General features: G+C 66.3%; 22 protein-coding genes. 5 read left to right on the top strand and 17 right to left on the bottom strand.

Annotation, left to right across the window (positions count from 1 at the left end; genetic code table 11):
* Positions 1 to 5: 5 nt before the first annotated feature.
* From BKA10_RS15430 to BKA10_RS15390, 9 genes are all read right to left on the bottom strand, one after another.
* Entirely contained in the window at positions 6 to 1052 is a 1047-nt protein-coding gene (locus BKA10_RS15430; RefSeq protein ID WP_183500778.1) for an isocitrate/isopropylmalate family dehydrogenase, read from the bottom strand.
* On the bottom strand, positions 1010 to 1864 hold the full coding sequence (locus BKA10_RS15425; protein WP_183500777.1) for an amidohydrolase family protein: 855 nt from the start codon (positions 1862 to 1864) through the stop codon (positions 1010 to 1012). Before BKA10_RS15425 ends, BKA10_RS15430 begins: the two co-directional genes overlap by 43 nt.
* A gap of 7 nt (positions 1865 to 1871) precedes the next feature.
* The gene (locus BKA10_RS15420) at positions 1872 to 2900 is read right to left on the bottom strand and encodes a hypothetical protein (protein ID WP_183500776.1); all 1029 of its coding nucleotides are present in this window, start codon (positions 2898 to 2900) and stop codon (positions 1872 to 1874) included.
* A 2-nt stretch (positions 2901 to 2902) separates the two neighbouring features.
* A complete protein-coding gene (locus BKA10_RS15415) occupies positions 2903 to 3439 on the bottom strand; it encodes a UGSC family (seleno)protein (RefSeq protein ID WP_183500775.1) in 537 nt (178 codons plus the stop codon).
* Positions 3436 to 3702, bottom strand: coding sequence for a hypothetical protein (locus BKA10_RS15410; RefSeq protein ID WP_183500774.1), 267 nt, complete (start codon positions 3700 to 3702; stop codon positions 3436 to 3438). Before BKA10_RS15410 ends, BKA10_RS15415 begins: the two co-directional genes overlap by 4 nt.
* A 48-nt stretch (positions 3703 to 3750) precedes the next feature.
* On the bottom strand, positions 3751 to 4866 hold the full coding sequence (locus BKA10_RS15405) for an ABC transporter substrate-binding protein (protein ID WP_183500773.1): 1116 nt from the start codon (positions 4864 to 4866) through the stop codon (positions 3751 to 3753).
* Positions 4867 to 4987: 121 nt separating this feature from the next.
* Entirely contained in the window at positions 4988 to 5737 is a 750-nt protein-coding gene (locus tag BKA10_RS15400) for an MBL fold metallo-hydrolase (RefSeq protein WP_183500772.1), read from the bottom strand.
* 7 nt (positions 5738 to 5744) lie between these two features.
* Positions 5745 to 6692 carry an ABC transporter permease gene (locus tag BKA10_RS15395; protein WP_206686709.1) on the bottom strand — a complete coding sequence of 316 codons (948 nt, stop codon included), beginning with the start codon at positions 6690 to 6692 and terminating at the stop codon, positions 5745 to 5747.
* Positions 6693 to 6774: 82 nt separating this feature from the next.
* Positions 6775 to 8367: a sugar ABC transporter ATP-binding protein gene (locus BKA10_RS15390; protein WP_183500771.1), complete on the bottom strand. Its 1593-nt coding sequence runs from the start codon at positions 8365 to 8367 to the stop codon at positions 6775 to 6777.
* Between the two features lie 272 nt (positions 8368 to 8639).
* On the opposite strand from BKA10_RS15390, the gene BKA10_RS15385 reads away from it, so the two are divergent.
* From BKA10_RS15385 to BKA10_RS15375, 3 genes are all read left to right on the top strand, one after another.
* The gene (locus BKA10_RS15385) at positions 8640 to 9737 is read left to right on the top strand and encodes a sugar ABC transporter substrate-binding protein (protein WP_183500770.1); all 1098 of its coding nucleotides are present in this window, start codon (positions 8640 to 8642) and stop codon (positions 9735 to 9737) included.
* 127 nt (positions 9738 to 9864) lie between these two features.
* Entirely contained in the window at positions 9865 to 10941 is a 1077-nt protein-coding gene (locus BKA10_RS15380; protein ID WP_183500769.1) for an alpha/beta fold hydrolase, read from the top strand.
* A gap of 20 nt (positions 10942 to 10961) precedes the next feature.
* Positions 10962 to 11654, top strand: a complete 693-nt coding sequence (locus BKA10_RS15375) for an alpha/beta fold hydrolase (RefSeq protein WP_248199226.1) — start codon at positions 10962 to 10964, stop codon at positions 11652 to 11654.
* Positions 11655 to 11742: 88 nt separating this feature from the next.
* Here the strand turns inward: BKA10_RS15375 and BKA10_RS15370 are convergent, their stop codons facing one another.
* Positions 11743 to 13227, bottom strand: coding sequence for an aldehyde dehydrogenase family protein (locus BKA10_RS15370; RefSeq protein WP_206686708.1), 1485 nt, complete (start codon positions 13225 to 13227; stop codon positions 11743 to 11745).
* A 40-nt stretch (positions 13228 to 13267) separates the two neighbouring features.
* The gene (locus BKA10_RS15365; RefSeq protein ID WP_183500767.1) at positions 13268 to 14431 is read right to left on the bottom strand and encodes an iron-containing alcohol dehydrogenase family protein; all 1164 of its coding nucleotides are present in this window, start codon (positions 14429 to 14431) and stop codon (positions 13268 to 13270) included.
* A 168-nt stretch (positions 14432 to 14599) separates the two neighbouring features.
* Here BKA10_RS15365 and BKA10_RS15360 point away from each other — a divergent pair, with 168 nt between their 5' ends.
* The gene (locus tag BKA10_RS15360) at positions 14600 to 16015 is read left to right on the top strand and encodes an aldehyde dehydrogenase family protein (protein ID WP_183500766.1); all 1416 of its coding nucleotides are present in this window, start codon (positions 14600 to 14602) and stop codon (positions 16013 to 16015) included.
* Between the two features lie 28 nt (positions 16016 to 16043).
* Entirely contained in the window at positions 16044 to 17027 is a 984-nt protein-coding gene (locus BKA10_RS15355; protein WP_183500765.1) for an aldo/keto reductase, read from the top strand.
* Positions 17028 to 17090: 63 nt separating this feature from the next.
* On the opposite strand, the gene BKA10_RS15350 is transcribed toward BKA10_RS15355, so the two are convergent.
* The 6 genes from BKA10_RS15350 to BKA10_RS15325 form a co-directional block, all read right to left on the bottom strand.
* Complete coding sequence (locus tag BKA10_RS15350; protein WP_183500764.1) at positions 17091 to 17966, bottom strand: aldo/keto reductase; 876 nt, start codon at positions 17964 to 17966, stop codon at positions 17091 to 17093.
* 60 nt (positions 17967 to 18026) lie between these two features.
* Positions 18027 to 19019: an aldo/keto reductase gene (locus BKA10_RS15345; protein WP_183500763.1), complete on the bottom strand. Its 993-nt coding sequence runs from the start codon at positions 19017 to 19019 to the stop codon at positions 18027 to 18029.
* 29 nt (positions 19020 to 19048) lie between these two features.
* Complete coding sequence (locus tag BKA10_RS15340; RefSeq protein ID WP_241740058.1) at positions 19049 to 21331, bottom strand: glycoside hydrolase family 3 protein; 2283 nt, start codon at positions 21329 to 21331, stop codon at positions 19049 to 19051.
* Between the two features lie 204 nt (positions 21332 to 21535).
* Positions 21536 to 22384: an ATP-binding cassette domain-containing protein gene (locus BKA10_RS15335; protein WP_183500762.1), complete on the bottom strand. Its 849-nt coding sequence runs from the start codon at positions 22382 to 22384 to the stop codon at positions 21536 to 21538.
* Positions 22381 to 24243, bottom strand: a complete 1863-nt coding sequence (locus BKA10_RS15330; RefSeq protein WP_183500761.1) for a dipeptide/oligopeptide/nickel ABC transporter permease/ATP-binding protein — start codon at positions 24241 to 24243, stop codon at positions 22381 to 22383. The genes BKA10_RS15335 and BKA10_RS15330 overlap by 4 nt, the downstream gene beginning before the upstream one ends.
* On the bottom strand, positions 24240 to 25181 hold the full coding sequence (locus BKA10_RS15325; RefSeq protein WP_183500760.1) for an ABC transporter permease: 942 nt from the start codon (positions 25179 to 25181) through the stop codon (positions 24240 to 24242). The genes BKA10_RS15330 and BKA10_RS15325 overlap by 4 nt, the downstream gene beginning before the upstream one ends.
* Positions 25182 to 25217: the final 36 nt, after the last annotated feature.

The raw sequence follows: 25217 nt of genomic DNA, 5'->3' as shown, positions 1-25217 counted from the left end.
TGGCGTCAAGACGACGCCAGCGCACTGCATCGCGTGGCGAACTCGGCGGTGGTGGCCGTGCCGCCGAGATCCCGCGTCAGCATGTCTCCCTCACTGACCGCCGATGCCACCGCGGCGCGCACACGATCGCCGGCCTGCCGCTGGCCGATGTGATCCAGAAGCATCGCGCCCGACAGGATCATCCCCGTCGGATTCACTCTGCCGGTACCCGCGTACTTCGGCGCGCTGCCGTGGCCGGCCTCGAACACCGCTCCGCCCGGCCCGATGAACGCGCCCGGCATCACCCCGACCGTCCCCGCAAGCCCGGCCATGATCCCGCACATGATGCCGCCGTACACGCTCTCGGTGAGCAGGATGCGATACGACGACGGATCCTGAATGAGGTGGGTCGACAGGCCGTCGAGGATCTCCTCGTCCACGGTGAGATCGGGGAAATCGCGCGCGACGTCCATCGCCGACTCGAGGAACAGCCCATCGGTCGCTCGCTGGCCGGTGGCGATATGCCCGACGGTCACCCTGTCGTGGCCATGGTCCTGGGCCCACTGCATGGCGAATCTCGAGACCCGCTCCGATGCCCGGCGACTGATGATCTTCAGCCCGATACCCACATCGCCGTCGGCACTTCGCTGGGAGACGCTCCGGCTCAGGTCTTCGGTCTGGTCGCGCACCAGGGTGAGGTCCAGTCCCGGGTACCGAGATCCACGATGCGGATAGTACTGAACAGAGCGCACATTGACATAGGCGTCGACGGCCTCCCGCATCGCCCAACTCGGGCTGGTGTAGCCGGTCAACGGGGTGGTGTATGGAGCCTTCAGCGCGACGCCGAGCGTGCGCAGCGATTCTGCCGTGTCGTCCGGGACTGCGCTCCCGGTCCGGCGAAAGGCGTCCTCCCCGGCAGCCAGCTCGACCCATTCGATGTCCGCGCCGGCGGCGGCCATGACCATCAGCGCAGCATCGGAGATCTCCGGGCCGACCCCGTCGCCCCGCAACAGCCCCACAGGAACAGCGCTCATCCTCGCTCCTCGCCTTCGGCCGGCGGCGTTGGTCGCCACCGGTAGGCCCTCGCGCAGGCCTCACCCATCAGCAGAGCCCGTTCGGCATCCGTGAGTCGATCGGTCGACAGAAACGGCACGGTCGCCTGCGCGTAGCTCACCTTCGCCGACGTCCGGGTCCAGTCGCTCCCCCACAGGCATCTGTCGATCCCCCAGGCATCGAAGATCCGCGCCAAGGGATCCCAGATGTCGGGGTAGGGATACGGCTCACGCGCCAGCGTGCCCACGCCGCTCACTTTCAGCGCCACGTGCGGCCGCTTCGCCAGCTCGAGCACCCCGTCCAACTGCGCCCACGGCCGGGACGATATCGGAAGGTGCTGGTCGAGTCCGACATGGTCGATGACGAATCGGGTGTCAGGATGCCGATCCACGAGGTCGATCGCCGCATCGACCCGCCCGCCGCACAGCACGTTCACGGCGAGATCGTGCCGAGCTGCCGCCCGCATCGCCACGTCGACACCCGGGTCGTCGGGTTGGGTGGAGACCTTGATGTCGATCCGCAGACGAATGCCCACCGTGCCCGGGGTCTGCTTCCACTCCGCAATCACATCGGCTACATCCGGATCGGTGCTGTCGATCATCTTGACCAAGGCGAATGTGCGGGGAAACTCACGCCCGACCGCGACGGTGTAGCTCGCGTCGTAGCCGTACAGGATGAATGGCGAAACGAGGATCGCTCCGTCAACGCCGACCGCCTTCATCGCCGTCACCATCTCTGCGCCCGTGACGTGTGCGGGCCAGTCCGGAGCGTTGCGCCAGGGCCTTTCGGCGGTGTCGGCGTCGTATGCATGGACTTGGGAATCGATGATCATCGGACTCTCAGATACGACGGGTGACCGCCTTGGTCAGCGCGAAGGACGCCATGTACAGGGCATGGACACCGGGACCGCCTGCCACGATGATCTGAATGTCCTCCGGGCGATCGACGATCGGCAGCCTGCTCATGTCCACCCACTTCGGCCGACGAGTGGCGATCAGCTCTTGGAATGGAGCGGGCATGCCGGTCATGTCGATCCGTGCGTGCTCGAACAGGATCTCGGCGGCTTCCGTCGGGCCCAGTCCGCTGTCGGCGATCTGATGAGCCTGCTCGGGACAGAGCACCACCAGAGCCTCCCCGCCCATGGTGTGGTTGTTCGAGCCCACGGCCGCCATTCCGCGCCCGATCACATTGAGCGCCTCGTAGCCGTTCTGCCCGGTCACGTCGATGATGTTGTGCTGCGCCTGCACAGCGAACAATGTCACGGCGCTGTCGTCGGCATCGAGCCCCACCCGCTGATGGTAGGGCTCCCAAGGGGTCTGGTCGGCGTTCTCGGCTGCGCAGAAGCTGTACTTGCCGGGCCAGCCGTGTGTCGCCTGGTCGGTCTTGCCGGGGATGGCACCGCCCAGGTTCTGGAGGAGGAAGCGGACCGCGCGGCCGATCACCGCATTGGCATAATTGCCCGGCCCGAAGCATCCCGCGCCCCAGTTCATGCCCAGCTGCTCTCGCACGGGGCCGTGCACGATCACCAGCGGCGTGACGGGGTTGGTGGTGGGCTGGATGGCGAACAGGTTGTACTCCGGAGCCATCAGCGCCTCGGCGACGGCGAGCAGAACCGGCATGTGCTCGGGCGAACACCCTGCCAGAACGCCGTTCACTGCCACATACCGAGGGGTGACCAGCCCCTGGATCGGAGGCATGTGCCCGATCACCTCATCGGGGTCGCGAGGGGTGCCCGCCAGCATCTGGTCCACCCGCTCCGGGGTGGCGACCACGACGGGCAGCCCATCGCCGATGTGGCGCTCGGCCAGTTCGCGGGCAAGCTGCACCGGATCGGCGGAGACGGCGAGGAGTGTCGCCGTGGCATCCACGCTCACTGGTCGGCCGCCAGCAGCCCGATCACTTCATCGGCACGCGGCGCGCCCCACTCGTCCGCAAGGACGGAAGCCGGCAGATGCGCCAGCGGATGGTCGACCACGACGATCCCCAGGTTCGGGACGTCCAGTTGCCGCGCCCAGAGCCGACTCATCTCGGTGAAGGGCGTGCTCACGAACACCACAGTGGGAATCCCCCGCTTCTCGAGCTCGGTCGCATCGTGGATGGCATAGGACGAGCACGACCCGCAGTCGCCGACGGCGACCACCGCCACATCCCAGTTACCGGGAAGCTCGTCGAGGAACGGGGCGCCGACGCCGGCATGAGGTTTGGCTCGGTAGTCGAAATCGATGTCCTGATACCTCGCGGCAAGCGCGCCGCGCACCCCTTCGAGAAGGTGCTGGCCGCCGGGCTTGCCGTTGTACAGCAGGCCGACACGCTTCCCGGCCAGGGTCGAGACGCGCTGCGCCCCGAGGTCACCGTCGGCGTTGCGGAGCGGCGGCACCGGATTGACCATCTGGATCGTCTGGGTCATTTTCCCGGCCAATCCTTGCGCAGCTGCACTCCGCCTAGGGCGAGCCCACGCTCCGAAATGGCCCGCTCCGCCATGAGCACGAGCATGTCGTCGGGCATCACGCACTCCTCACACGCCTCGGATCCGGCGGTCACCGCAAGCTGCACGGTGCCATCAGGCTGCACGTCATCGACGCTCAGCCCGTAGCCGCCGGCCTCGAGCGCGGTCCGCAGGCCGCCGAGGGCGGCATCGACCTCCGCTATCAAAGACGACATCATCTGCACGTTCCCTTCGTCAGGACCGGCATCGCCGGCACTCGATCGAGCCGCCGGTCAAGGGAGGAAGTAGCTGTCCCAGACTGCGCGGAACTCGTCTCGTCGCTCCTGGGGCCATTCGGCATCGTCGACCGCCTGGACTTCATCCCACGCCAGCGCGTTCTCGGTTCCGTCGAGGATGATCGGCACGGCGAGCGGGCCGTGGCTGTCGACGAGGAGCTGCTGCGTCGGCTGCGACATCAACCAGTTCACGAACACCTGTGCGGCTGCGGGGTGGTCGGCGCCGGCGAGCGTCATCGGCCCGTAGGCGAATCCGGTGACGAGTCCGTCGTCCGGCACGATCTGCTCGACGGGAGCGCCCTCCTCCTTCAGCTGATCGAGCAGGCCCGGCTGCATGAGGATCGCGTAGCCGACTTCGCCGGCTGCCAGGCTCTGGGCGAGCGGCGTCGTCGACCTGATGACCGTGTGGTTCAACGCCGCGAGCTCACCCAGGAAGTCCTCGCCGTATTCGTCCATCCAGGTCTGCAGCTGGAACATCCCGTTCTGCGAGATGGGTTCGGCGATGCCGACTGGAGTGTCCCCCGCCTTGGCGAGCAGGTCCTGGATGTTGTCGACGGGCTCGCCGAGCGTGGTGTTCCACCCGAGCAGATACGGGTTGGCCATGATCTGCAGGTAGTAGTCGTCGGTGGCGAATTCGCCCCAGCCGAGCTCGGCGGCCTCGGGGCTGAGCTGAAGGGCGTTGAGCGCCCCGTCCTCGGCTCGCGTGGCGGCCCAGGCGGGCTGCGAGTGCCAGGTCACGTCCGCACCGGCTACGCCGGCGTCGATCTCCTGATCCATGCGGGCGATGAGATCGCTCGTCGGCTCTCGCACCACCGTGACGGTGATGTCGGGGTAGTCCTCGGAGAACTGCGCGAAGGTCTCTTCGGTGCCGGGAGGCGAGGAGTAGACGATGAGCTCGCCCTCGGCGTTCGCCGCTTCGACGAGCGACTCCCACTCGGCGTCGTCGAGCACGGTCGGCGACCCTGACCCGGTCGCGACCGGGAAGTCAACGCCGGCCGCTGATTCCTCCGGCTCAGGCGTGCTCGATGCGCACGATGAGAGCACGACGAGTGCCCCGACGGTGAGCACACCGAGGGCGATACGGGACGGATTCTTGCTGTGGTGGAATCGCATGATCGCAGGACCTCTCTGTCCGGGTTCCGGGGCGGGATACGAAGCAGCCTCGGATGCTCTCTAGTATAGATAGTAGACTCTCTATGGTGTCAAGGCTCCGCCCCAACGCGGCACGAGAGCATCAGTTGAACAGGTGACGCTCCACGACCCGAGCATCATGGCTGGGGATGACCTCACAGCCCAGGCCCTCGACCTTTCGAAGGCTTGCTCCATATGCGACGAGATCAGTGAACAGGCCGACCGGAATGTGATCGACTGCCTCGTCTCCCGCCCAGTTCTCATAGAGGTAGACCAGATCGCCGGCAATGAGGTACCTGCGATCGCCCGCCTCGACGAGCACCCCTTGAGATCCAGGGGTGTGGCCGGGCAACGCGATCGACGTCACACCGGGAGCGAGCACGACATCGCCTTCGATGAGCCGCACCCGGTCCCGGGCATCCTGCCAAGCTGCGACGACCCCGGGAAGCGCCTCGTACTGATGGCGATGCCAAGGAACGGGATGCTGCGCGAATTCGAATTCGGCCCGCTGCACCACAATCTCAGCATTCGGAAAGAGATGGTTGTTCGAACTGTGATCCCAATGCAGGTGCGTGTTGACGACCAGCTTCACATCGGCCGGGTCGATTCGACATTCGCGAAGGACGGACTGCGGGGTTTCGTGCTCCAACTGCTCCATGCTCAGACCATGGAGCTCTGGCGCACGGCTTACGTCGGCACCGGTGTCCACGATGATGGGCGAGTCACCACCCTCGATGACGAACATGATGAGGGTGAGATCTTGCTGCTGCTGCCAGTTGCGCATGTAAGTGAACGACGGCTTGGGGAGCCCGTATGCCCGTCCGACGCAGAATGCTCGAATCGTCAGTGCCACCGCCGGTTCACCGTCCCCGTCGTGCGAGCGAGTCGATGGAGACGGCGATGAGCAGGATACCGCCCTGGATCAGCAACTGACTGGAGGTGTTCAGAGCCAGAGCCGAGAACACGTTCGCGATCGTTCCCCAGAGGAGAATTCCGATCGCAGTTCGCCACATCGCGCCCTCTCCCCCGAGCAACGAGGTCCCCCCGATGATCACGATCGCGATGGCATCCAGTGTCACGCTCGCACCGAGATTCGCCTGTCCCACGCTCGTCTGCGACGCCACGATCATCCCCCCGACCGCTGCGCACGCCGCGACGATCATGAACGCACTGATGCGAACACCCTTTACCCGCAGGCCAGCGAGTCGGGACGCCTCGAGATTGCCGCCGACCGCATAGATCGACCTCCCGTAGGAGGTTCGCCCCAGGATGACTCCTAGGAGCAGGATCAACAGAACGAGTAGCCACGTCGAGGTCCACACCCCTCCCAGTCTGCTCGTACCAAGGAACTCAAAGCCGTCGGCCGAGGAGATCACAGGTTGTGCGTTGGAGTAGAGGTACGCACCACCGGAAATGAGCGACGCCGTGGCAAGCGTGGCGATGAACGAGTTGACCTTGAGGTAGGTGACGACGAAGCCGTTGACCGCGCCGCAGACGATCCCCATCAGAACCGTGCACGCAAAGGCGAGCGGCCACGGCATCGAGTTCGAGAGACTGGTGAACAGGACTGCGGATGCCGCGAACACAGCCCCGACGGATAGGTCGAAAACACCCGAGATGATCGCATAGGTCATCCCGACAGCTACGATCGCGGTCGGGGCCACTTGAGCGACCATGTTGTTGAGGTTCGCGGCGTCGAAGAATTGCGGATAGATGATCCGCGCGAATATGACGGTGAGGATCAGGACCCAGACCATTCCGAATCGCAGGGCAAGCCGCAGGGCGGTGCTACCACGCGCCACGATCACTGTACCCCCGCGAGTCATCGGGGGCGACTCCTGCCGCAGCCTGGTTGCGGCCACGGAATCATTCTTCATCACGGGATCTCCTTCAGCCATCGCCGAATTCCTTGGTATGCGTGTGCAATTCATTGACGCGAAAAGCGCGGGCGAGGATGTCATGGGGCGAGATGGGCGCTGTCGCGGCGTCCAGAAGTCCGACCTGCACGCCTTCGGCGAGCACGACTACACGCCTCGCGACGGCCGTGATCTCCTCGAGTTCGGAGGAGACCATGACGATCCCGAGTCCGTCGCCTGCCAGCCGCTCGAGCGACCTGAGGATCTCGGCCTTTGCCCCGACGTCGATGCCCCGAGTCGGCTCATCGGCGAGCAGCACGCGCGGCGTCACATGCCTCCAGCGCGCGAGAAGGAGCTTCTGCTGATTCCCTCCGGAGAGTTGCCATGCCGGACGCTCTAGCAGTGCCCTGGTGAGACCGAATGCCGCACCGTGGTCCGCTGTCGATTGCTCTACCGACTTCGAGGAAAGAAGGCCGAACCGTGAGAGGCGGCGGAAGTCGCTCACGGCGATGTTGTCCATCGACAGCATCGGAAGTATGAGTCCCTCAGCCTTTCGGTCCTCCGGGATCAGCGCAACTCCGTAGCGCAGCGCGCGCCGAACGCTTCGGGGCCACGGCACTTCAACTCCGTCGATCCACATTCGCCCAGTTGCTTGGGGTAATGCGCCCGCGATCGCTCGTAGGACGGTCGACCGCCCCGAACCGACCAGGCCGCCAAGACCGATGATCTCGCCGCGTTGCAGTTCTAGGTTGATACCGTCGACCGCGCCAGGCACCGTCAGATCCGCAATCGCCAGCAGCGGCGGCTGCGCGGTCTGCCGACTCTGCCTCAAGATACCGGGCGCCGTTCGGATCTCGTGCCCGTCGGCGTTCTCGCTCAACTCGGAAGCGACCCGGTCATCGCCGGTCTGCCCCAGCATGGCCGCGACCATCGACCCCTTAGTGAAGTCACCCCGTGCGCCGTCGGCCACTACCTGACCGTCTCGAAAGACTGTGAGGCTGTCAGAGATGTCGAGCACCTCGTCGAGGTTGTGGCTCACAAAGACTACGGTGACGCCGTCGTCTCGCAGAGCGCGAATGAGCGTGAAGAGCGCTTCACGCTCGGGCACCGCCAACGAAGCAGTCGGCTCATCGAACAGGATGATTCGCGCATCACTGACCACAGCCCGGAGGATCTCGAGGATCTGCTGGTCTGCGACCGACAACGCACCCGCTCGAGTATTGGGGGGATGGGAACCGACCCCGACGTGATCGCACAATTCCAGATAGCGGTGGCGCATCGTTGATTCGGCGAGAAAGCCCCCTCGGGTGATCGGTTGGCCGAGAAACACGTTCGCCTCGACCGACAAACCGGGAATAATGGTGAGTTCCTGGTAGATGGCGACGACGCCTGCACGCCGGGATTCACGTGGACCGCCGCCGCGGAGATCTTCCCCGAAGACGGACACAGTGCCGCCCGTTTTCGTTATCCGCCCCGCGATCACGCCGAGAGCCGTGGACTTTCCCGCACCGTTCTCGCCGATGAGGGCGTGCACTGTGCCCGATCGGACGGTCAGATCGATACCCCGTAGCGCAAAGGTCCGATCAAAGACCTTGGTCAAATCGGAGACGACGACAGCGTTGTCCATTGCTCACCATTCATGGGTCGGAGCGCTCTGAGGTTTGCATCGGCGCACTGCGGCAAGCAGGTGGGCTTGATGATCGCTCGTTCACGGTGCATCAGTGTCACCGTTGACTGAGGCTCAATATACTGTAGAGTACATACACCCGTCTAGTCGTCAGATTGTATGCACGCTCAATGATGAACATCCCGACAGGACGATAAAGCGGACGTGGTAATCCTCCCCTTGTGGCGCCCGTGCGGCGCCATCGGGTTCCGACTCCCAGAAAGGGTCTAGCGATGACGCTAGTCAGCAACCGGCCCGTCACCACGATGGCAATTTCCGTCGCGGCAACGGCATCTCTCCTACTCCTCACAGCCTGCGCTTCGGATGCCGGTGGCGACGATACGCCGCCCGGCTCGACCGAGGTGATCACGCTCGACGTGGGGGAGGGTGGCACCATCGACCTGCCTTTGGATGAGGTGAAGATCGGGATATTCCTTCAAGGAAGCGCGACCGCCTTCAACCAGGCAATCGTGCGGGGCGCGGAGGAGGAGGCTGCGAAGCACGGCTACGTGGTGGAGGCGATCGACGCACAGTTCGATCTGAACAAGCAGTTGAACCAGATCCAGACGGCCGCGACCAACAAGACTTACGACGTGATGGCCGTGGAACCGCTCGTCGCTGCCTCCGAGTGTGCTGCGATGACCAAGACCATCCCGGACGCCGGCCTTTTGTCGATCACGATCGGAACCCCCTGCGACACGAGCGTCTTGCCTGCTGGAGACGACCTCTGGGTGCCCGGGACGTTCACGACCATTGCCGGCGACACGACGTCGGACTACACCACTGCATTCCTTGAGGCCGCCATCGAGCTCAACCCAGGACAGCAGAAGATCGCCTTGATCACGGGTCCGGAGCTCGATCCGCTGGTGATCAATCAGAAGGCCGCGATCGCCGAACTTGCTGAGACGAACAGCGAGGTCACGATCACGCCGGTCTTCACAGACTGGACGACGCCAAGTGGATTGTCGAAGACCCGTGACTATCTACTTGCCAACCCGGACGTCACCGTGGTGCTCTCGGCCTTCTCGCCGGACCTGTCCCGTGGAGTAGCCAGCGCCATGGAGGAGGCTGGCGTCATGGGTACCGTGCAGTTCGCGGATCAGGGTGGGACAGACTTCAGTGTGGAGCAGATCGTGGCGGGCAACATGCAGTTCACGTTGCCGTATTTCCCGGATCAGTACGGAGTCAAGCTGATCCAGGCGATCCACGATGCCCAGACCGGGAAGGACGTCCCGCGCTTCATCTCGAACATTCCCGCCGAGTACGGGACGACGACCGACCCTGTCGTCATCACCCCGGAGAATGTCGCGGACTTCACGCCGCGCTACTAGCCCAGCTGCGGGACCGCGCCCTGCGTACTCCGGCAGTCACCGAGTACGCAGGAACCGCCAGCCGCTGCCAAGATCGAGTACCGCCAGCCCCCGTTGCAGACACAACGTTGTAAGCCTTGGAGAACCAATGCCGAAGCATGAACTCATGGTCGACGTATCGGAAGCGGTTGCTTCTGACCAACAGCTGTCAGTCGCTGTGACGATCCAGATTCCCGACGTCATCGGCCACGACCCGGTCGTGTGCTTCGCGTTTCCTGGGGGCGGCTATAGCCGCCGCTACTTCTCGTTTGACATGCCCGGTCACGGCGGGGGTGGCCAGGCCGGCCATCACACGTCGAAGGGTTGGGTGTTCGTTGCGGTCGACCATCTGGGGACCGGAGGTGGTACACGTGTCGAAGACATGAGCACCGTGACCTGGCAGCAACTCGTCGATGCAAATGATGCAGCGGTCGCCTACGTGCTCGACCGTCTCGGTTCGGGGAGCCTCGTGCCCGGCCTCAGAGCGATCCAAGCTCCACGGACCCTCGGACTCGCCCAATCAATGGGGGGCGCATTGTTGATTCTCCACCAGGGCCAGAAACATCGCTTCGACGCCGTCGCCGTTCTGGGGTGGTCTGCGTCGCATTCGGTGAGCTGGCTGCCCCCGGGTACGCCACGAGCTGCGGCGCGGTACTTTCCCCGTGGATCCGATGTCGGCGCAATGACGCGCGAGTTGCACACCACGGCAATGCCTGAGATGGCGCGGGACGCCGACGGACTGCCTGCCACCGCGTCCGGATTCCACTACGACGATGTGCCGCGAGACATCGTGATAGCCGATCTCACCGAGTACCCGACGCGTCGCGGTGAGCTGCCGGAGTGGGCCACTGACGTCGTTCCTCCCTCCTCGATGACCATGATGTCCCCCGGCGCGGTCGCTCCTGAGGCGGCGATGATCAGAGTGCCGGTCTTCGTCGGCGTCGGCGAACGCGACGTCACGCCTGACCCGCGCAGTGAGCCCCGTGCGTACCTTCAATCCTGCGACGTGACTGTGCACATCTGTCCACGCATGGGGCACATGCACAACTTCGCCGGGACCCGGAAGTCGTTCTGGCAACGCATCCACAACTGGGCGGAAGCCGTTCTGGCGCGCCCGGCCGATGACGATGAGCAGATCTGCGCGGAACCAAACGGGGCCGGCGAAAAGGCGAGGTCGATACGTTGACAGAGCTGCCGGAAGTCGCTGTGATCCTGGTCCACGGTGCATGTCACGGTTCCTGGTGCTGGGAGGAGTTGAGTCCCCCGCTTCGGAACGCAGGTTTGACAGTGACCGCAGTCGATCTCCCCTTGACCTCGCTGGCTGACGACGCACACGTCGTGCGCGAGGCTGTGCGCGAGGCGAAGGAACAGGGTCACATGGTCTTGCTGGCGGCACACAGCTACGGTGGCGTCGTGATCACGGCTGCGGGTCATGAAGCAGATGAATTGATGTACTGCGCCGCGACGATGCCTGATTCAGACGAATCAGCATCCGATGCCTTCGAGCGTCTGTTCACGCCGCGGCTCGAGGCCGCCATGGAATCGATGGACGACCCCGCGGTCTTTCGACTCAGTGCCGAGGGCGCGACTCCAGCGTTCTACAACCGCTGTGCCGACAGCACCATCCACGCCGTACTGCCCCGTCTTCGACCGATGCACCATCGTTGCATGACAGCACCCGTCGGGCGTGCCTCATGGCGCGATGTTCCGGCGACATATGTCGTCTGCACAGACGACTTCGCGATGGCCCCAAGTTACCAGCGAGCGTGCGCGACGATTCTCGGTGACTACATCGAGATCGACACTGACCACTCGCTCTTCTACTCGGCGCCTGATGCCCTTCTCAGCCGAATGCTCGCCGTGGCGTCACGGATGCGCGACAGGGCTCAGAGCATTTGACCGGCGCCAGAAGGCGACTCCTTGTCGACTTCTGGCGTGAGCTCATCGGCCGTCCCCGGACGCCCCCAACGGGAGCGCCCGCGGACGATCAGAGCGTGGCTACGACGGATTTCGTCTCCATGTAGTTGAGCAGCGCCTCTTCGCCGTTCTCGCGCCCCCAACCCGAGTGACGATATCCACCCGCGGGCATGTAGACCCCGCCGGCGCGATGGATGTTGATGCCCACCCGGCCGGCTCGCAGTCGCCTCGCGATGGCGTGCGCCGTCGCGCCGTCTCTGCTCCATACGCTCGACGCGAGTCCGTAGGAGTTGTCGTTGGCCAGGGCGACCGCCTCATCGGCATCCGAGAACCGCATCACGCCGAGCACGGGCCCGAAGATCTCCTCGCGCATCACCCGCATGCTCTGATCCACATCTACGATCACCGTCGGCTCGAAGAAGTAGCCCGCGTCCCCGATCCGGGTGCCACCGCTGTAGACGGTCGCGCCCTCACCTCGCCCGACATCGACGTAGTCGGTGACCCGGTCCAGCTGCTTCTGCGAGATGAGCGGCCCGATGTCGACGCCCGCGTCGGCGCCGTAACCCACCTTGAGGGCACGGCCGCGCGCCGCAACACCTTCGACGACCTGGTCATAGACCGAATCGTGGACGAACAGACGCGTCCCCGCGGCGCAGACCTGTCCGGTGTTCCAGAACACCGCTCCCGCGACGCCGGGAATGGCCGCTTCGAGATCGGCGTCGCCCATCACGATCACCGGCGACTTGCCGCCGAGCTCGAGCGACAGCGTCTTCAGGTTTCCCGTGGCGGCGTGGATGATGCTGCGCCCGACCTCGGTCGACCCGGTGAATCCGAGCGTGTCGACATCCGGGTGATCGGCCATCCGGCCGCCGACCGTCTCCCCCGAACCGGTCACGACGTTGACGACACCGGCGGGGACACCGCAGTCCGACATGATCTGGCCGAGCACGAGGGCGGTCAGCGGCGTCTCGGTCGCGGGCTTGAGCACGCAGGAGCAGCCGGCCGCGAGCGCGGGCGCGAGCTTCTTGGCCGCCGAGATCAAGGGCGCGTTCCATGGAACGATCAGTGCGGCGACGCCGATCGGCTCGCGGAGCGTGTAGCCCTGGATCCGGCGTTCGGCCGGTCCGAGATCGAGGGTGCGACCGTGGATCTTGTCGGCCCAGCCCGCGTAATAGTGGAACTGCGCCGCTGCCTCACGCACCATCGCCTGCGCCTGCGGAACCGGGATGCCCATGTTGCGGCTCTCCAGAGCTCCCAGATCTTCGGCCCGCGCGATCATGGCATCGCCGATCCGCCACAGGATCGCACCGCGTTGGGCCGGCGCCAACCGCATCCAGCGGGACTCGTCGAAAGCGGCCCTCGCGGCGGCCACCGCACGATCGACATCGGCGAGGGTGGCCCGTGGCACGTTGGCGATCACGTCGCCCGTACCCGGGTCGTGCGTTGGGAGCGCGTCGCCACCGTCGCCGTGCGTCCACTCGCCGTCGATGAGCATCGGCACCACGCTGTCGGGCGCGCGCCCGCCGGCCAGCATCTGTTCCAGGATCTTCGTCATTTACCCATTCCTCCTCGGGATGGCTGTTCACCGGCAGGCATCACCATGCCGCCTGCAGGATGTCGAGAAGCTCGGCCTCGCCGGCGGGCTTCGGAACGCGCGTGATCGACCAGTCCCCCAGCGTATGCGCGACGGCATCCGGCAACTGGTCCTGCGTGATGCCGACGTCCCGGAGTCTCGTGGGGACGCCGGACGACGCGAGGAACCGGCCGATCGCATCCGGCAGGTCACGCGCATCCGGCGTCCCGGCAGGGAAGTCTTCCGCGATACGAGCCTGGCTCCGCCCGGTGACATCGCGATTGAAACGGGCGGTGTGCGGCAGCAGCATCGCCTCGACCACGCCGTTCGCCGTCGTTGAGATCGGACCGACGGCATGGGACAGCGCCTGCGCGATCCCGGTGCCGGCGAAGTCGCTGCCCTGCCCCACGAGCAGCGCGGCCAGCATGAGCCTGACCCGTTCGCGATCATCCCCACCGTCGGCATCGAGCGCCGGCAGTGAGGCCAGCACTTCGCGAAGACCCTGACTGAGGAGGGCCTCGGCCAGCGGGTTGTCAGCGGTCGTCTGCATACCGTCGATCGCCATGGCGAACATATTGAGACTTGCGGACGACACGAGTGATGCCGGCGCGGTGCGCGCGAGCATCGGATCGAACACGACCAGCTGGGCGCGCGCTTTGGGGTCGAACAGGGCGAGCCGCTCGGCCGCTTCCGGGTCTCGGACTGCGGCACCGGCCTTCGCATAGGCCGTCGTCGGCGTCGTCGCGAGGACCACGTTCGGCAGCTTCGGGGCGAGCAGGCGCGGGCTGATCATGCGGCCTTCGGCGTCGCGATGGGTGGCGAGCTCACGGATGTCCTTGCGTTCGGCAGCCAGGATCGTCGCGGCTCGTGCCGTCACGACGGCCGACCCGCCGCCTACGGCGATGACTCCATCGGCTCCGCTCTCCGCGAGGACCTCTGCCGCGGCGCGGACCTGCGGCAGCGGGCTGTGCTCGCGAACATCGGAGAACGTCGCAACCGGTCGATCGCCCAGCGCCTCGTGGAGCATGTCCATTACATCGGCGCGAGCGGCGACCGACCGGGCGCAGATCGCGACGGGACGTGTAATGCCGAGGCGGCGCAGTTCACCGTCGAGCGCGGCGAGCGCTCCGTCACCCCAGACGGCTCGAGCGGCGACGCCGGCGTGTCGGACGAATGGCACGGGCATCGACAGACTCCTTTATCCGGGAAACGGCCACCATCGGGCCCTTCGCGATAGAGTATACTCTGAATCATCCGATTGACGCCGCCATCTCGGTGCTCATCGGCTTGACTCACCGATGAGCACCAACCGGGACTGTCCGATGCACGTACACCCGTCCAGGAGGAAATCCAGATGATCCGGCACGACGACAACTACATCAACGGAGAGTGGGTTCGCGCCGGGAGCGAGGACTTCCGACAGCTGACCAACCCCGCTACCGAAGAGGTGTACGGCGAGGTACGACGCGGCACTGCCGAAGATGTCGACCGTGCCGTCGCCGCGGCGCAAGGGGCGCTCGATGCATGGTCGCAGACCGATCCGGCCGACCGCGCCGCAACGTTGCACGCAATGGCCGACATCATGGAGCGGCGAGCAGACGAGATCACGGCATCCGTCGTGCGCGAGATCGGCATGCCGGTGACCCGGGCGAAGACGGCGTCGACCGGAGTGTCGATCAGCGATCTGCGCCATTTCGCCGACGCCCTGCCCGATGTTGTGTGGGAAGAGAAGGTCGGCGACTCCACCGTGCGCCGCATGGCCGCCGGCGTCGTGGGCGCGATCGGCGCATGGAACGGGCCGATGCGCTCGGTCTCCCTCAAGGTCGGTGCGGCCATCGCGGCCGGGTGCACGGTCGTGGTGAAGCCGAGCGAGGTGGCACCGCTGACCCCGCACTTCCTGGCATCCGTCGCCGAGGAAGCGGGGGTGCCCGCCGGCGTCGTGAACTTCGTCAACGGTTCCGGCAGCATCGTCGGTGAGGCGATCACCGCCCACCCCGGCGTCGACATGGTCTCGATCACCGGCTCCGTGGGCGCCGGTGCACGGGTCATGGAGGTCGCCGCCCGCCGAGTCAAGCGCGTCGCGCTGGAGCTGGGCGGAAAGTCGGCGAACATCGTGCTCGAGGACGCCGACCTCGAAGAAGCCGTCCGGTCCGGCATCGACGACGCATTCCGCAATTCGGGTCAGGCGTGCGGAGCTCTCACCCGCCTCCTGGTGCCGCGCGCACGGCTCGCAGAAGCAGAGCAGCTCGCGGGCGAAACCGCCGACTCGTTCATCATCGGCGACCCCACCGCCCCGCGTACCCAGCTGGGCCCCCTGGCGAACGCCGATCAGTATGAGAGCGTGCGCGGCCACATCTCGCGGGCGCTCGACGCGGGCGTCAAGCTCATCACCGGTGGCCTGGACCACCCCGCGGGGCTCGATCGGGGCTACTACGTCCGCTCCACCGTCTTCTCGGGCACGAACAGCGATCGCCTCGCGCAGGAGGAGGTCTTCGGGCCGGTAGTGATCATCATCCCGTTCGACGACGAGGACGAGGCGATCCGCATCGCCAACGACTCGGAGTTCGGCCTCGCCGGCGGGGTGTGGGCCGGCGATCGCGAGCATGCCCGCCGGGTCGCCTCCCGGATCCGCACCGGTCGGGTCCGCATCAACGGCACCCCGATCGACATGCGCGCACCGCACGGCGGATTCAAACTCTCGGGCATCGGTCGCGAAATGGGCCGCTACGGCATCGAGGATTACCTGGAGTATCAGGCCCAGCACGGCTAGGCCGCGCAACCGATAAGAGAGTGGGATCATGCAATACACGAATCTCGGACACTCCGGCCTGAAGGTCAGCCGTGTCGCCCTGGGCTGCATGAGCTTCGGCCTGCCGGGCACTGGACGTGACTGGAACCTCGATGATGAGGCGGCTGCACCGATCTTCCGACAGGCGATCGAGCTCGGCATCACCTTCTGGGACACCGCGAACACGTACGGACGCGGCACCAGCGAAGAAATTGTCGGGCGCGCCATCAAGGAGTACTCGAGCCGCGAGGAGATCGTCCTCGCCACGAAGATCTTCAACCGGATGCATGACGGGCCCGGCGGTTCAGGGCTCTCCCGGAAGGCGATCATCGAGCAGGTCGACGCGTCATTGGCACGTCTGGGCACGGACTATGTCGATCTCCTTCAGATCCACCGCTTCGACCCGCTCACCCCCGTCGAAGAGACGATGGAAGCGCTGCACGACATCGTCAAGGCCGGCAAAGCCCGCTACCTCGGCGCGTCGTCCATGTGGGCCTGGCGGTTCTCGAAGCTGCAGTACACCGCGCAATTGCACGGCTGGACGAAGTTCGTGTCCATGCAGGATCAGTACTCGGTGACCCACCGCGAGGAAGAGCGTGAGATGTTCGCGCTCCTGGCCGATCAGGGCGTCGGGTCGATCCCGTGGAGCCCGCTCAACGCGGGCGTCAATGCGCGGCCGTGGGGCGATCAGTCCACCGACCGCGCGAAGCAGAACCCCAAGGTCGACATGTTCGGCCAGCCGCTGTTCCTCGACAGCGACAAGGCCATCGTCGATGCCGTGGAACGCATCGCCGGCGAACGCGACGTGTCGATGGCATCGGTCGCTTTGGCGTGGGTCCTGCGGAATCCCGTCGTGGACTCGGTGCTCTCAGGGGCGACGAAGCCGCACCATCTCGCCGACGCGGTCGCCGCTCTCGACATCGAGCTGTCAGGCGATGAGGTCGCCGAGCTGGAAGGGCCCTACGTCACCCGGCGGCCCACCTACTTCAGCTGACCGCTCGTTCCGGCATCTGCGAGCCGTGGCCATCTGGCCACGGCTCGCAGGTCGTTGTGCCGGTCAGGCTTCGGGGATGTCGCGGTGGAAGGCCTCGGGCGTGACGGTGACCGGGTCGGGTCCGCCGCGCACCCCCGTGTCGAGACCATCGAGCGCGGCCAACTCGTCACCGGTCAGTTCGAATCCGAACACGTCGAAGTTGGACGCGATCCGCTCGGGCTTCACCGACTTCGGAATCGCCGAACGTCCCTCCTGCAGGTGCCACCGAAGCATCACCTGGGCAGGCGTGGTCCCGTGGGCTTCGGCGATGGCCCCGATCACGGGATCGTTGAAGGTGGACGTGCTGTCATCACCGCGGTAGCTGGTGATCCCACCCATCGGTGACCATGCCTGCGTCAACACGCCATGCGCCGCGTTCGCGACCTGTACGTCGCGCTGCGTGAAGTACGGGTGCACCTCGACCTGGTTCACCGCCGGGACGATGTCGGTCTGCGCGAGCAGCTCGGCGAGCACCTCAGGCATGAAGTTGCTCACCCCGATCGCCCGCACCTTGCCCTCCGCGAGTAGGTGCTCCAGTGCCCTGTACGCGCCGACCGTCTTGTCGAACTGTGTGGGGACGGGCTGATGCAGCAGCAGCAGATCGATGGTCTCGACCCCGAGCTTGCCCGCGGACTTGTCGAACGCGTGCAGGGCCTGGTCGTAGCCGTAGTCGCTGATCCACAGCTTCGTCTCGATAAACACCTCCGAACGGTCGAGCCCGGATCGGCGGATGCCGTCGCCGACCTCGCGCTCGTTGAAGTACGACGCGGCGGTGTCGATCAGCCGGTAGCCCACGCGCAGGGCTTCGGCAACCGTGTCCGCGGTGGTCTCGGGCGGGGTTTGGAAGACGCCGAAGCCCAGGGCAGGCATAGCGACGCCGTTGTTCAAAGTCACATTCATGTTGATGTCCTCCACGTTTGAATTCGGAACCGGCTTGTGGGATTCGCGGGCCGGTGCTGCTCAGCGGTACGACTCGTGCCCACTGCCGCGAGCACCCTGGACCTCCACCGTGCGCGAGAGCTCGTCCAGGGCGGCGAGATCCTCCGCGGCGAGCGTCACCGCATCTGCTCCCAGGTTCTCGTCGAGCCGGTGCAGCTTGCGCGTACCCGGAATCGGAACGATGGACGGTCCGCGGCTGAGCAGCCAGGCGAGCGCGACCTGCGCCGGCGTGGCCTCGGCGTGCGCCGCCACCTGCCGGATGCGCGTGACGAGCTCTTCGTTGGCGCGGAGCGCGTCGGCGGCGAACCGCGGGAACACCCGCCGGATGTCGCCTTCACCGAACGTCGAGTTCGCGTCGACGGTCCCGGTCAGGAATCCTTGCCCCAGCGGGCTCCACGGCACGAACCCGATACCGAGTTCCCGGCATGCGGGAAGCACGTCTGTTTCGGGCTCGCGCACCCAGAGCGAATATTCGCTCTGAACAGCGGCGACCGGGTGCACCGCGTGTGCGCGGCGGATCGTCTCGGCGCTCGCCTCAGACAGGCCGAACGCGCGCACCTTTCCCTCTTCGATCAGTGTCTTCACCGCGCCGGCGACGTCCTCGATCGGCACGTCGGGGTCAACACGATGCTGGTAGTAGAGATCGATGCGGTCGGTTGCCAGTCGTCCAAGCGACGACTCGACGGCCGCGCGGATGTGTTCGGGACGGCTGTTGAGCGCACGCTTCTCGCCGGAGAAATCGAAACCGAACTTCGTGGAGACGACGACCTCATCACGGATGGGTGCGACGGCCTTGCCGACGAGCTCCTCGTTCGTGAACGGGCCGTAGGCCTCTGCCGTGTCGAAGAGTGTGACACCCCTTTCGTGCGCGGCGCGGATGAGGTCGATGCCGTCCGCGACGGCGACGGGTTCGCCGTAGTTCGCCGACAGGCCCATGCAGCCGAAGCCGATGGCCGACACGATCAACTCATGGCCGGACGGCGGTGCCGACAGAGTCCGGGTGGAAAGCGACATATGTGCTCCTTCTCTTTCTAGGTTTGTGTTCATGACTCCACCGTCCACTCGAGTGCGAGCGGCAGATCAGCGACGGATGCCCCAGCACGAATCGTGTAGCACCCAGGCTCGACGACCCACTCGCCGGCCCAGTGCGCGAGACGACGCGACGGGACGGGCACGGTGGCGGTGACCGTCGCGCCCGGCGCGGCGTGCACCGTGGCGAAGCCGACGAGCCACCGCGCGGGCCGCTCGACGGCGGAGTCGGGGCGCTCGGCGTAGACCTGAACTACGTGCTTGCCGGCGCGGCCGCCGGTGTTGGTCAGCGTCACTACGACGGTATCGCCGTCCCGCCGTGCCGCAGTCCAGTCCCACCTCGTGTACCCCAGACCGTGACCGAACGCGAATGCGGGGCTGGCCGCCGACCTCAGCCAGGCGCGATAGCCGATGTGGAGGCCCTCGCGATATTCGAGGCGGCCATCGGCCGGCGTGACGTCGATGACCGGAACGTCCTCGAGCGCAGCCGGCCACGTGGTGGGCAGTCGACCGCCGGGCTCAGCGGCACCCGTCACCACGTCGGCGATGGCATGACCGAACTCCTGGCCGCCGAAGTACCCTTGCACGACAGCGGCGACCTGGTCCGCCCAGGGCAGTATGACCGGCGAGCCGGCGTTGATGATCACGACGGTGGGCGTGCCGGTCGCGGCCACGGCACGCACGAGGTCGTCCTGTCGGCCAGGCAGATCGAGGTTGGCGCGGTCGTAGCCCTCCGACTCGACTTCGGAGTTGGTGCCGACGACGACGATCGCCACATCGGCCGTCTTCGCCGACGCCGCCGCGCGAGCGATGAGTTCGTCCGGATCGGTGCGCGCCGGGGCAACGCCGATGGTGACGCTGAACGAACCGTCGATGGCGTGCCGGGCCCGCCGCGTGAACTCACCCCGGAGGGCGATCGTCCTCCCGGCTTCGACGACGACGGCCACGGTTGTCGAGGGTGCATTGAGGATCGAGGCTCCCAAGTTCGTGCCCGTCTTCGTCGGCGAATCATCGAGCAGCAGGCGCCCATCGACGTACAGGCGCCCGGGATTTGCGCCGGCGAACCCCAGCTGGATCGTGCCGGACTCGGTGGGCGTGTATCGGGTCTCGACCACCACCGTGCGACTCGCCTTGATCGGCGCCTCGCCCCCGAACCAGACAAGGGCCGACGAACGACGGTTCTCGGCGAAGAGTTCGACACCGTCGGGATCGAAGAACGCGACGCGGACGCCGGGCTCCCCCGTGACCGGATTCTCCATCGCGGCAAGGGGGATCTGAGTCACCCCGTCCTGCACGATCGCACCGATCTCATATCGCACCTCGGCGGCCGGAAGCGCGGCTCGAAGCGCCTCCAGCGGCGAGACGACGATCGCCGGGACGACGGTGGCCGAGCCGCCGCCCTGCGTGCGGGCATCGCGGGCGTTCTGGCCGATCACCGCGACGGCTCCCAGCGCGGACGGGTCAAGCGGGAGGATGCCGGAGTTCTGCAGCAGTACCGTGCCGGCGATCGCCGCTTCCCGCACGAAGGGGCGGCCGTCGATGGGCGTCGGCTCGACTGGCGTGCGTCCGTTGAGCGCGCCGACGCGCTCGGCCAGGAGAAGCAGCCGCAGCACCTTGCGATCGAGGTCACCCACATTCGCGCGACCGCTGCGGACCGCGTCGGCCAGTCCTTCCCACGCTGGCGCCGGTCCGGGCATCGCGAGGTCCTGGGCCGCGGCGACCGCATCCAACGTCCGCACCGCGGTCCAGTCACTGATTACGACACCGTCGAATCCCCACTCCGAGTTCAACGGCGTCTCGAGCAGATCGTTCTCGCTCATCGTGACGCCGTCGACGGAGTTGTAGGCGCTCATGATCGACCATGCGCCGGCCTCGACGGCCCGCTCGAACGGTGCCAGGTACACCTCGCGCAGCGTCCGCTCATCGATGCGGACGTCGACGGTGAACCGATCGGTTTCGGAGTCGTTGGCGACATAGTGCTTCGGGGTCGCTGCCACGCCGCTTCCCTGCAGCCCGCGCACGTAAGCGGCGGCGAGCGCGGCACTGAGCTCGGGGTCTTCGCTCAGACATTCGAAGTGGCGCCCCCCGAGCGGGCTCCGCTGTAGGTTGATCGTCGGTCCCAGGACTACGTCCACGCCCTTGCGACGTGCTTCGGATGCCGCGGCCGCGCCGTACCGGAAAGCGAGCTCGATGTCCCACGATGCCGCCAGCGCCGAGCCGGACGGCATGTTCAGCGAGGGTTCGCGCTCGTCCCACTTCGGACCGCGCACCCCGGCCGGGCCATCGGACAGCGTCATCGCCCGGAGTCCGATCTCGGGGATCGGGGTGGTCGTCCAGAAATCCGCGCCCTGGACGAATGCGATCTTCTGCTCGAGGGTGAGTTCGGCCAGAAGCGGGCGCAGATGGTTCACGGAGTCGGTCACCGCAGGGTTCCTATCATCGGTCGGGGCGTGTTCATGAATCGCAGATGCCGTATCCGGCAGCGGGTCGGGTGCGAGGTTCTACGACGGCGAGGCCGCCCGTTCCGCGTCGAGGAGAGCGCGCCGCGCCCGGCGTCGCTCCTCCTGCTCGTCGGGGTCGGGCACCGGCGCTGCCATGAACAGGCGTTGCGTATACGGATGCGAAGGTTCTGAGGTCACTCGATCGCCATCCCCGGACTCGACGATCTCACCGCGATACATGACGGCCACCCGATGGCTGACGTGGCGGACAACGGCGAGGTCGTGCGTCACGAACAGGTAGGCGACCCCAGTGCGATTCTGAATCTCGATGAAAAGATCGAGCACGCGGGCCTGCGTCGTGAGGTCGAGCGCCGAAACGGGCTCGTCGCACACAATCAGACGCGGGCTGAGCGCGAGCGCCCGAGCGATCGCGACGCGTTGCCGCTGGCCACCGGAGAACTCGCGAGGGAGGCGGCCCTGCGCATCGGCCGGCAGACCGACCTGGTCGAGCAGCTCTCGCACGCGCGCCCTGGCTGCCGTGGCCGCGCTGCCCGTCGCCGTGAGTGGCTCGGTGAGAATCTGCTCGATCGTCATCGACGGGTTGAGAGACGAGTAGGGGTCCTGGAACACGACCTGGATCTCCGAGCTCAGCGCCCTGCGCGGCCGGCGGCCCAGCTGTGTGATGTCCTTGCCGTCGTACACGATCGCACCCGCTTTGACGGGCGCCAGGCCGAGCACCGCGCGACCGAGGGTCGTCTTCCCCGAGCCCGACTCTCCGACAAGTCCCACCGTCTCGCCCGGCGCGATATCGAGCGATACCCCGTTGAGCGCGCGGAACGGCTCTGCCCGGAAACCCTTTCCTGGATACTCGACCACGAGATCGGCAATATCGAGCAGTGGCGCCGTCATGCTGCGCCTCCCTTCGCCGCGAGCGACTCCCGGGGAGCGCCGTCCTCGAGAATCGCGTCCAGCAGGGCACGCGTGTAGGGGTGCTGAGCTTGGTGGAAGATCGCCCTCACCGGGCCCTGCTCCACGAAGCGACCGTTCTGCATGACCGTGACGCGATCGCACAGGTCGGCCACGACACCGAAGTTGTGCGTGACGAGCAGCATGGCCATCTTCCGTTCCGACTGCAGGTCTCGCAGCAGATCCAGCACCTCCGCCTGCACGGTGACGTCGAGCGCCGTCGTCGGTTCGTCGGCGATGATGAGATCCGGGTCGGTTGAGACTGCTCCGGCGATCAACACCCGCTGGGCCATGCCGCCCGAGACTTCGAACGGGTAGGCGTCGAATGTCCGTCTCGGGTTTGGGATGCCGACACGTGCGAGCAGATCAAGCGCGCGCTCGACGGCCTCTTTCTTGGAGAGACCGAGGATCTTGCGCAGCGGCTCGACGAGCTGACTGCCGAGCGTGTACGACGGATCGAGGTTGCTCATCGGCTCTTGCGGGATGTAGCCGATGCGCTTTCCTCGGATCTGCGCGAAATCGCGCTCCGGCGCGTCGGCCAATTCGACCCCCTCGTAGCGGATCGACCCGCCCGTCACCCGACCACCACGGGGCAGCAGGCCGAGAACGGCGAAGGCGGTCTGCGTCTTCCCGGACCCGGACTCGCCGATCAGGCCGTGCACTTCCCCGGCGCGGATGTCGAGCGAAACCCCCCGGACCACCTCGATGTGCGACCGGTCGGGCTGGTCGTAGCCGACCCGGACCTCGCGGAGCGCGAGCACTGTCAGCGGTTCTTTGCAGTGCTTGTCGTCACGGTGAACGATGACCTCGTCCCGTTCGTGGACGGGCGGTTCATCCGCATCGACGACGTCCCCGCCGCTCATCGAGAAGGAGGTGGTGACGGCCGCGACCGAGCCTGTCACGGTCGTGACGGCTCGGCCACGGCGCCGGCGAACAGTGATCGTGCGCTCGATCTCGTCGCGCATCACATTGGCGAGCAGCGTCAGCGCGACACATGTCGACGCGATGGCGAGCGACGGCCAGAGCATCAGGATCGCCGCGCGGTACATGTTGCCGAAGCCATCGTTGAGCATCGAGCCCCAAGTGGGCACCATGACGTCTCCGAGGCCCAGGAACTCCAGACCCGACTGCACCGCGATAGCAATGCCGGCGATCATCGCCGCCTGGATGATGATCGGTGCCCGGACGACCGACAGCACGTGGCGGGCGATGATGCGGCCGTCGCTCAACCCGGACACCCGCGCGGCATCGACGTACAGCTCCTCGCGCACCGAAGTCACGGACGCGTAGACGAGCCGGAAGAGCGCCGGCGCGAGCAGCACACCGAAGATGAGCATCGCGATCCACACCGACGGGCCGAGGACGACTCGGGCGGCCAACAGCACGACGATGCCGGGAAGCGCCATGTTCAGTTCGGTGACCCAGGTGGCGACGGTGTTGAACCAGCCTTGGTAGTAACCGGCGATCAGACCGCTCACCACACCGAGCACGACAGCCACCACCACGGCGATCAGCGCCGCTGCAACGGTGGTCTGCGTGGCGACCAGAAGGCGCGAGAAGACGTCGCGACCGCTGCCGTCCGTGCCCAGCAGGTGATCGGCGCTCGGCGGAGCCAGCACATTGCGGACGTCGGCGTAGTTGGCGTCCAGCGGGGCGATCCAGGGGCCGATGACGGCGATGACGACGACCAGGCCGAGAAACAGCACCGACGCGAGACCCAGCGGGCGGCGCAGGACACGTCTCCCGAGGGCGACGCGCGAGCGAGCCACGGGGACGATGGGCGGGAGGTCTACCGCGGTCATGAGAGTCGCACCTTCGGGTTCAGCGCAGCTTGGGCGATGTCGATGAGGAGATTGACGATGATGACGATCACCGCGAACGCGATGACGACGCCCAGCACGACGGGCAGATCGCCGAGACTGGTCGCGCGGACGGCGAGCTGACCCATGCCCGGGATCGCGAAGACCTGCTCGACGATGACGGCGCCACCCAGGAGCCCGATGAACTGCACCGCCAGAACGGCGAGGGCCGGACCCGCCGCATTGCGCAGAACGTGCCGGTAGACGACGGAGTCGGTGCGCAGGCCGCGCGAGCGGAGCGTCCGCACATAGTCGCGGGACATGGCGTCGATGACCGAACCGCGGATCTGCTGCGCGACGCTCGCGATGGCACCGATCGACAGCGCGATGATCGGCAGGGTCACCGATGACAGCCACCCTGTCACCGAGGTCGTCACCGGTGTGTAGCCGGTGGCCCGGAACCAGCCGAGGCTCACGCCGAACACCAGCACGAGTCCCAGTGCGATGAGAAAGCCCGGGATCGCGAAGCCTACGAGGGAGAAGATCTGAATGGCACCGTCGACCACGCCGCCGCGTCGAGCCGCCCAGACGCCGAGCACAACGGAGAGCAGCGCCGAAATGATCGTCGCGCCGATCACGATCGAGAGTGTCACCGCGAGCCGATTCGTCACGCTTGCCGTCACGAGCTCGCCGCTGAACCAGCTGCGGCCGAAATCACCGGTGAGCGCGGAGATGACCCAATCCCAATACCGGGTGAGCAGTGGCGCGTCGAGCCCCAGTTCCTCGCGACGTCTCGCGACCGACTCGGCACTCGCGTTCTCGCCGAGGATGCGGCGAGCGATATCGCCGCCTGCGAGATACAGCAGGACGAAGGCAAGGAAGGAGATGACCACGATGAGCGCGAGACCGGCGAGCACGCGCCGGAGAATGAATGCGAGCATTTCTCAGTCCTGTGAAACGGGGTGGGCCCGTGCAGC

Source organism: Microbacterium invictum, from assembly GCF_014197265.1.
Lineage (GTDB): Bacteria > Actinomycetota > Actinomycetes > Actinomycetales > Microbacteriaceae > Microbacterium > Microbacterium invictum.
The sequence above is the reverse complement of the archived record's forward strand: the minus strand, read 5'-3'. Positions and strand labels throughout refer to the sequence as shown.

Excerpts from the sequence above, each read along its gene's own strand:
- BKA10_RS15335 (WP_183500762.1), bottom strand. The coding sequence starts at position 22,384 with ATGACGGCGCCACTGCTCGATATTGCCGATCTCGTGGTCGAGTATCCA.
- BKA10_RS15385 (WP_183500770.1), top strand. The coding sequence starts at position 8,640 with ATGACGCTAGTCAGCAACCGGCCCGTCACCACGATGGCAATTTCCGTC.
- BKA10_RS15350 (WP_183500764.1), bottom strand. The coding sequence starts at position 17,966 with ATGAATGTGACTTTGAACAACGGCGTCGCTATGCCTGCCCTGGGCTTC.
- BKA10_RS15345 (WP_183500763.1), bottom strand. The coding sequence starts at position 19,019 with ATGTCGCTTTCCACCCGGACTCTGTCGGCACCGCCGTCCGGCCATGAG.
- BKA10_RS15425 (WP_183500777.1), bottom strand. The coding sequence starts at position 1,864 with ATGATCATCGATTCCCAAGTCCATGCATACGACGCCGACACCGCCGAA.
- BKA10_RS15390 (WP_183500771.1), bottom strand. The coding sequence starts at position 8,367 with ATGGACAACGCTGTCGTCGTCTCCGATTTGACCAAGGTCTTTGATCGG.
- BKA10_RS15325 (WP_183500760.1), bottom strand. The coding sequence starts at position 25,181 with ATGCTCGCATTCATTCTCCGGCGCGTGCTCGCCGGTCTCGCGCTCATC.
- BKA10_RS15365 (WP_183500767.1), bottom strand. The coding sequence starts at position 14,431 with ATGCCCGTGCCATTCGTCCGACACGCCGGCGTCGCCGCTCGAGCCGTC.
- BKA10_RS15355 (WP_183500765.1), top strand. The coding sequence starts at position 16,044 with ATGCAATACACGAATCTCGGACACTCCGGCCTGAAGGTCAGCCGTGTC.
- BKA10_RS15405 (WP_183500773.1), bottom strand. The coding sequence starts at position 4,866 with ATGCGATTCCACCACAGCAAGAATCCGTCCCGTATCGCCCTCGGTGTG.
- BKA10_RS15415 (WP_183500775.1), bottom strand. The coding sequence starts at position 3,439 with ATGACCCAGACGATCCAGATGGTCAATCCGGTGCCGCCGCTCCGCAAC.
- BKA10_RS15340 (WP_241740058.1), bottom strand. The coding sequence starts at position 21,331 with ATGACGCTGTCCGATGGCCCGGCCGGGGTGCGCGGTCCGAAGTGGGAC.
- BKA10_RS15360 (WP_183500766.1), top strand. The coding sequence starts at position 14,600 with ATGATCCGGCACGACGACAACTACATCAACGGAGAGTGGGTTCGCGCC.
- BKA10_RS15380 (WP_183500769.1), top strand. The coding sequence starts at position 9,865 with ATGCCGAAGCATGAACTCATGGTCGACGTATCGGAAGCGGTTGCTTCT.
- BKA10_RS15370 (WP_206686708.1), bottom strand. The coding sequence starts at position 13,227 with ATGACGAAGATCCTGGAACAGATGCTGGCCGGCGGGCGCGCGCCCGAC.
- BKA10_RS15330 (WP_183500761.1), bottom strand. The coding sequence starts at position 24,243 with ATGACCGCGGTAGACCTCCCGCCCATCGTCCCCGTGGCTCGCTCGCGC.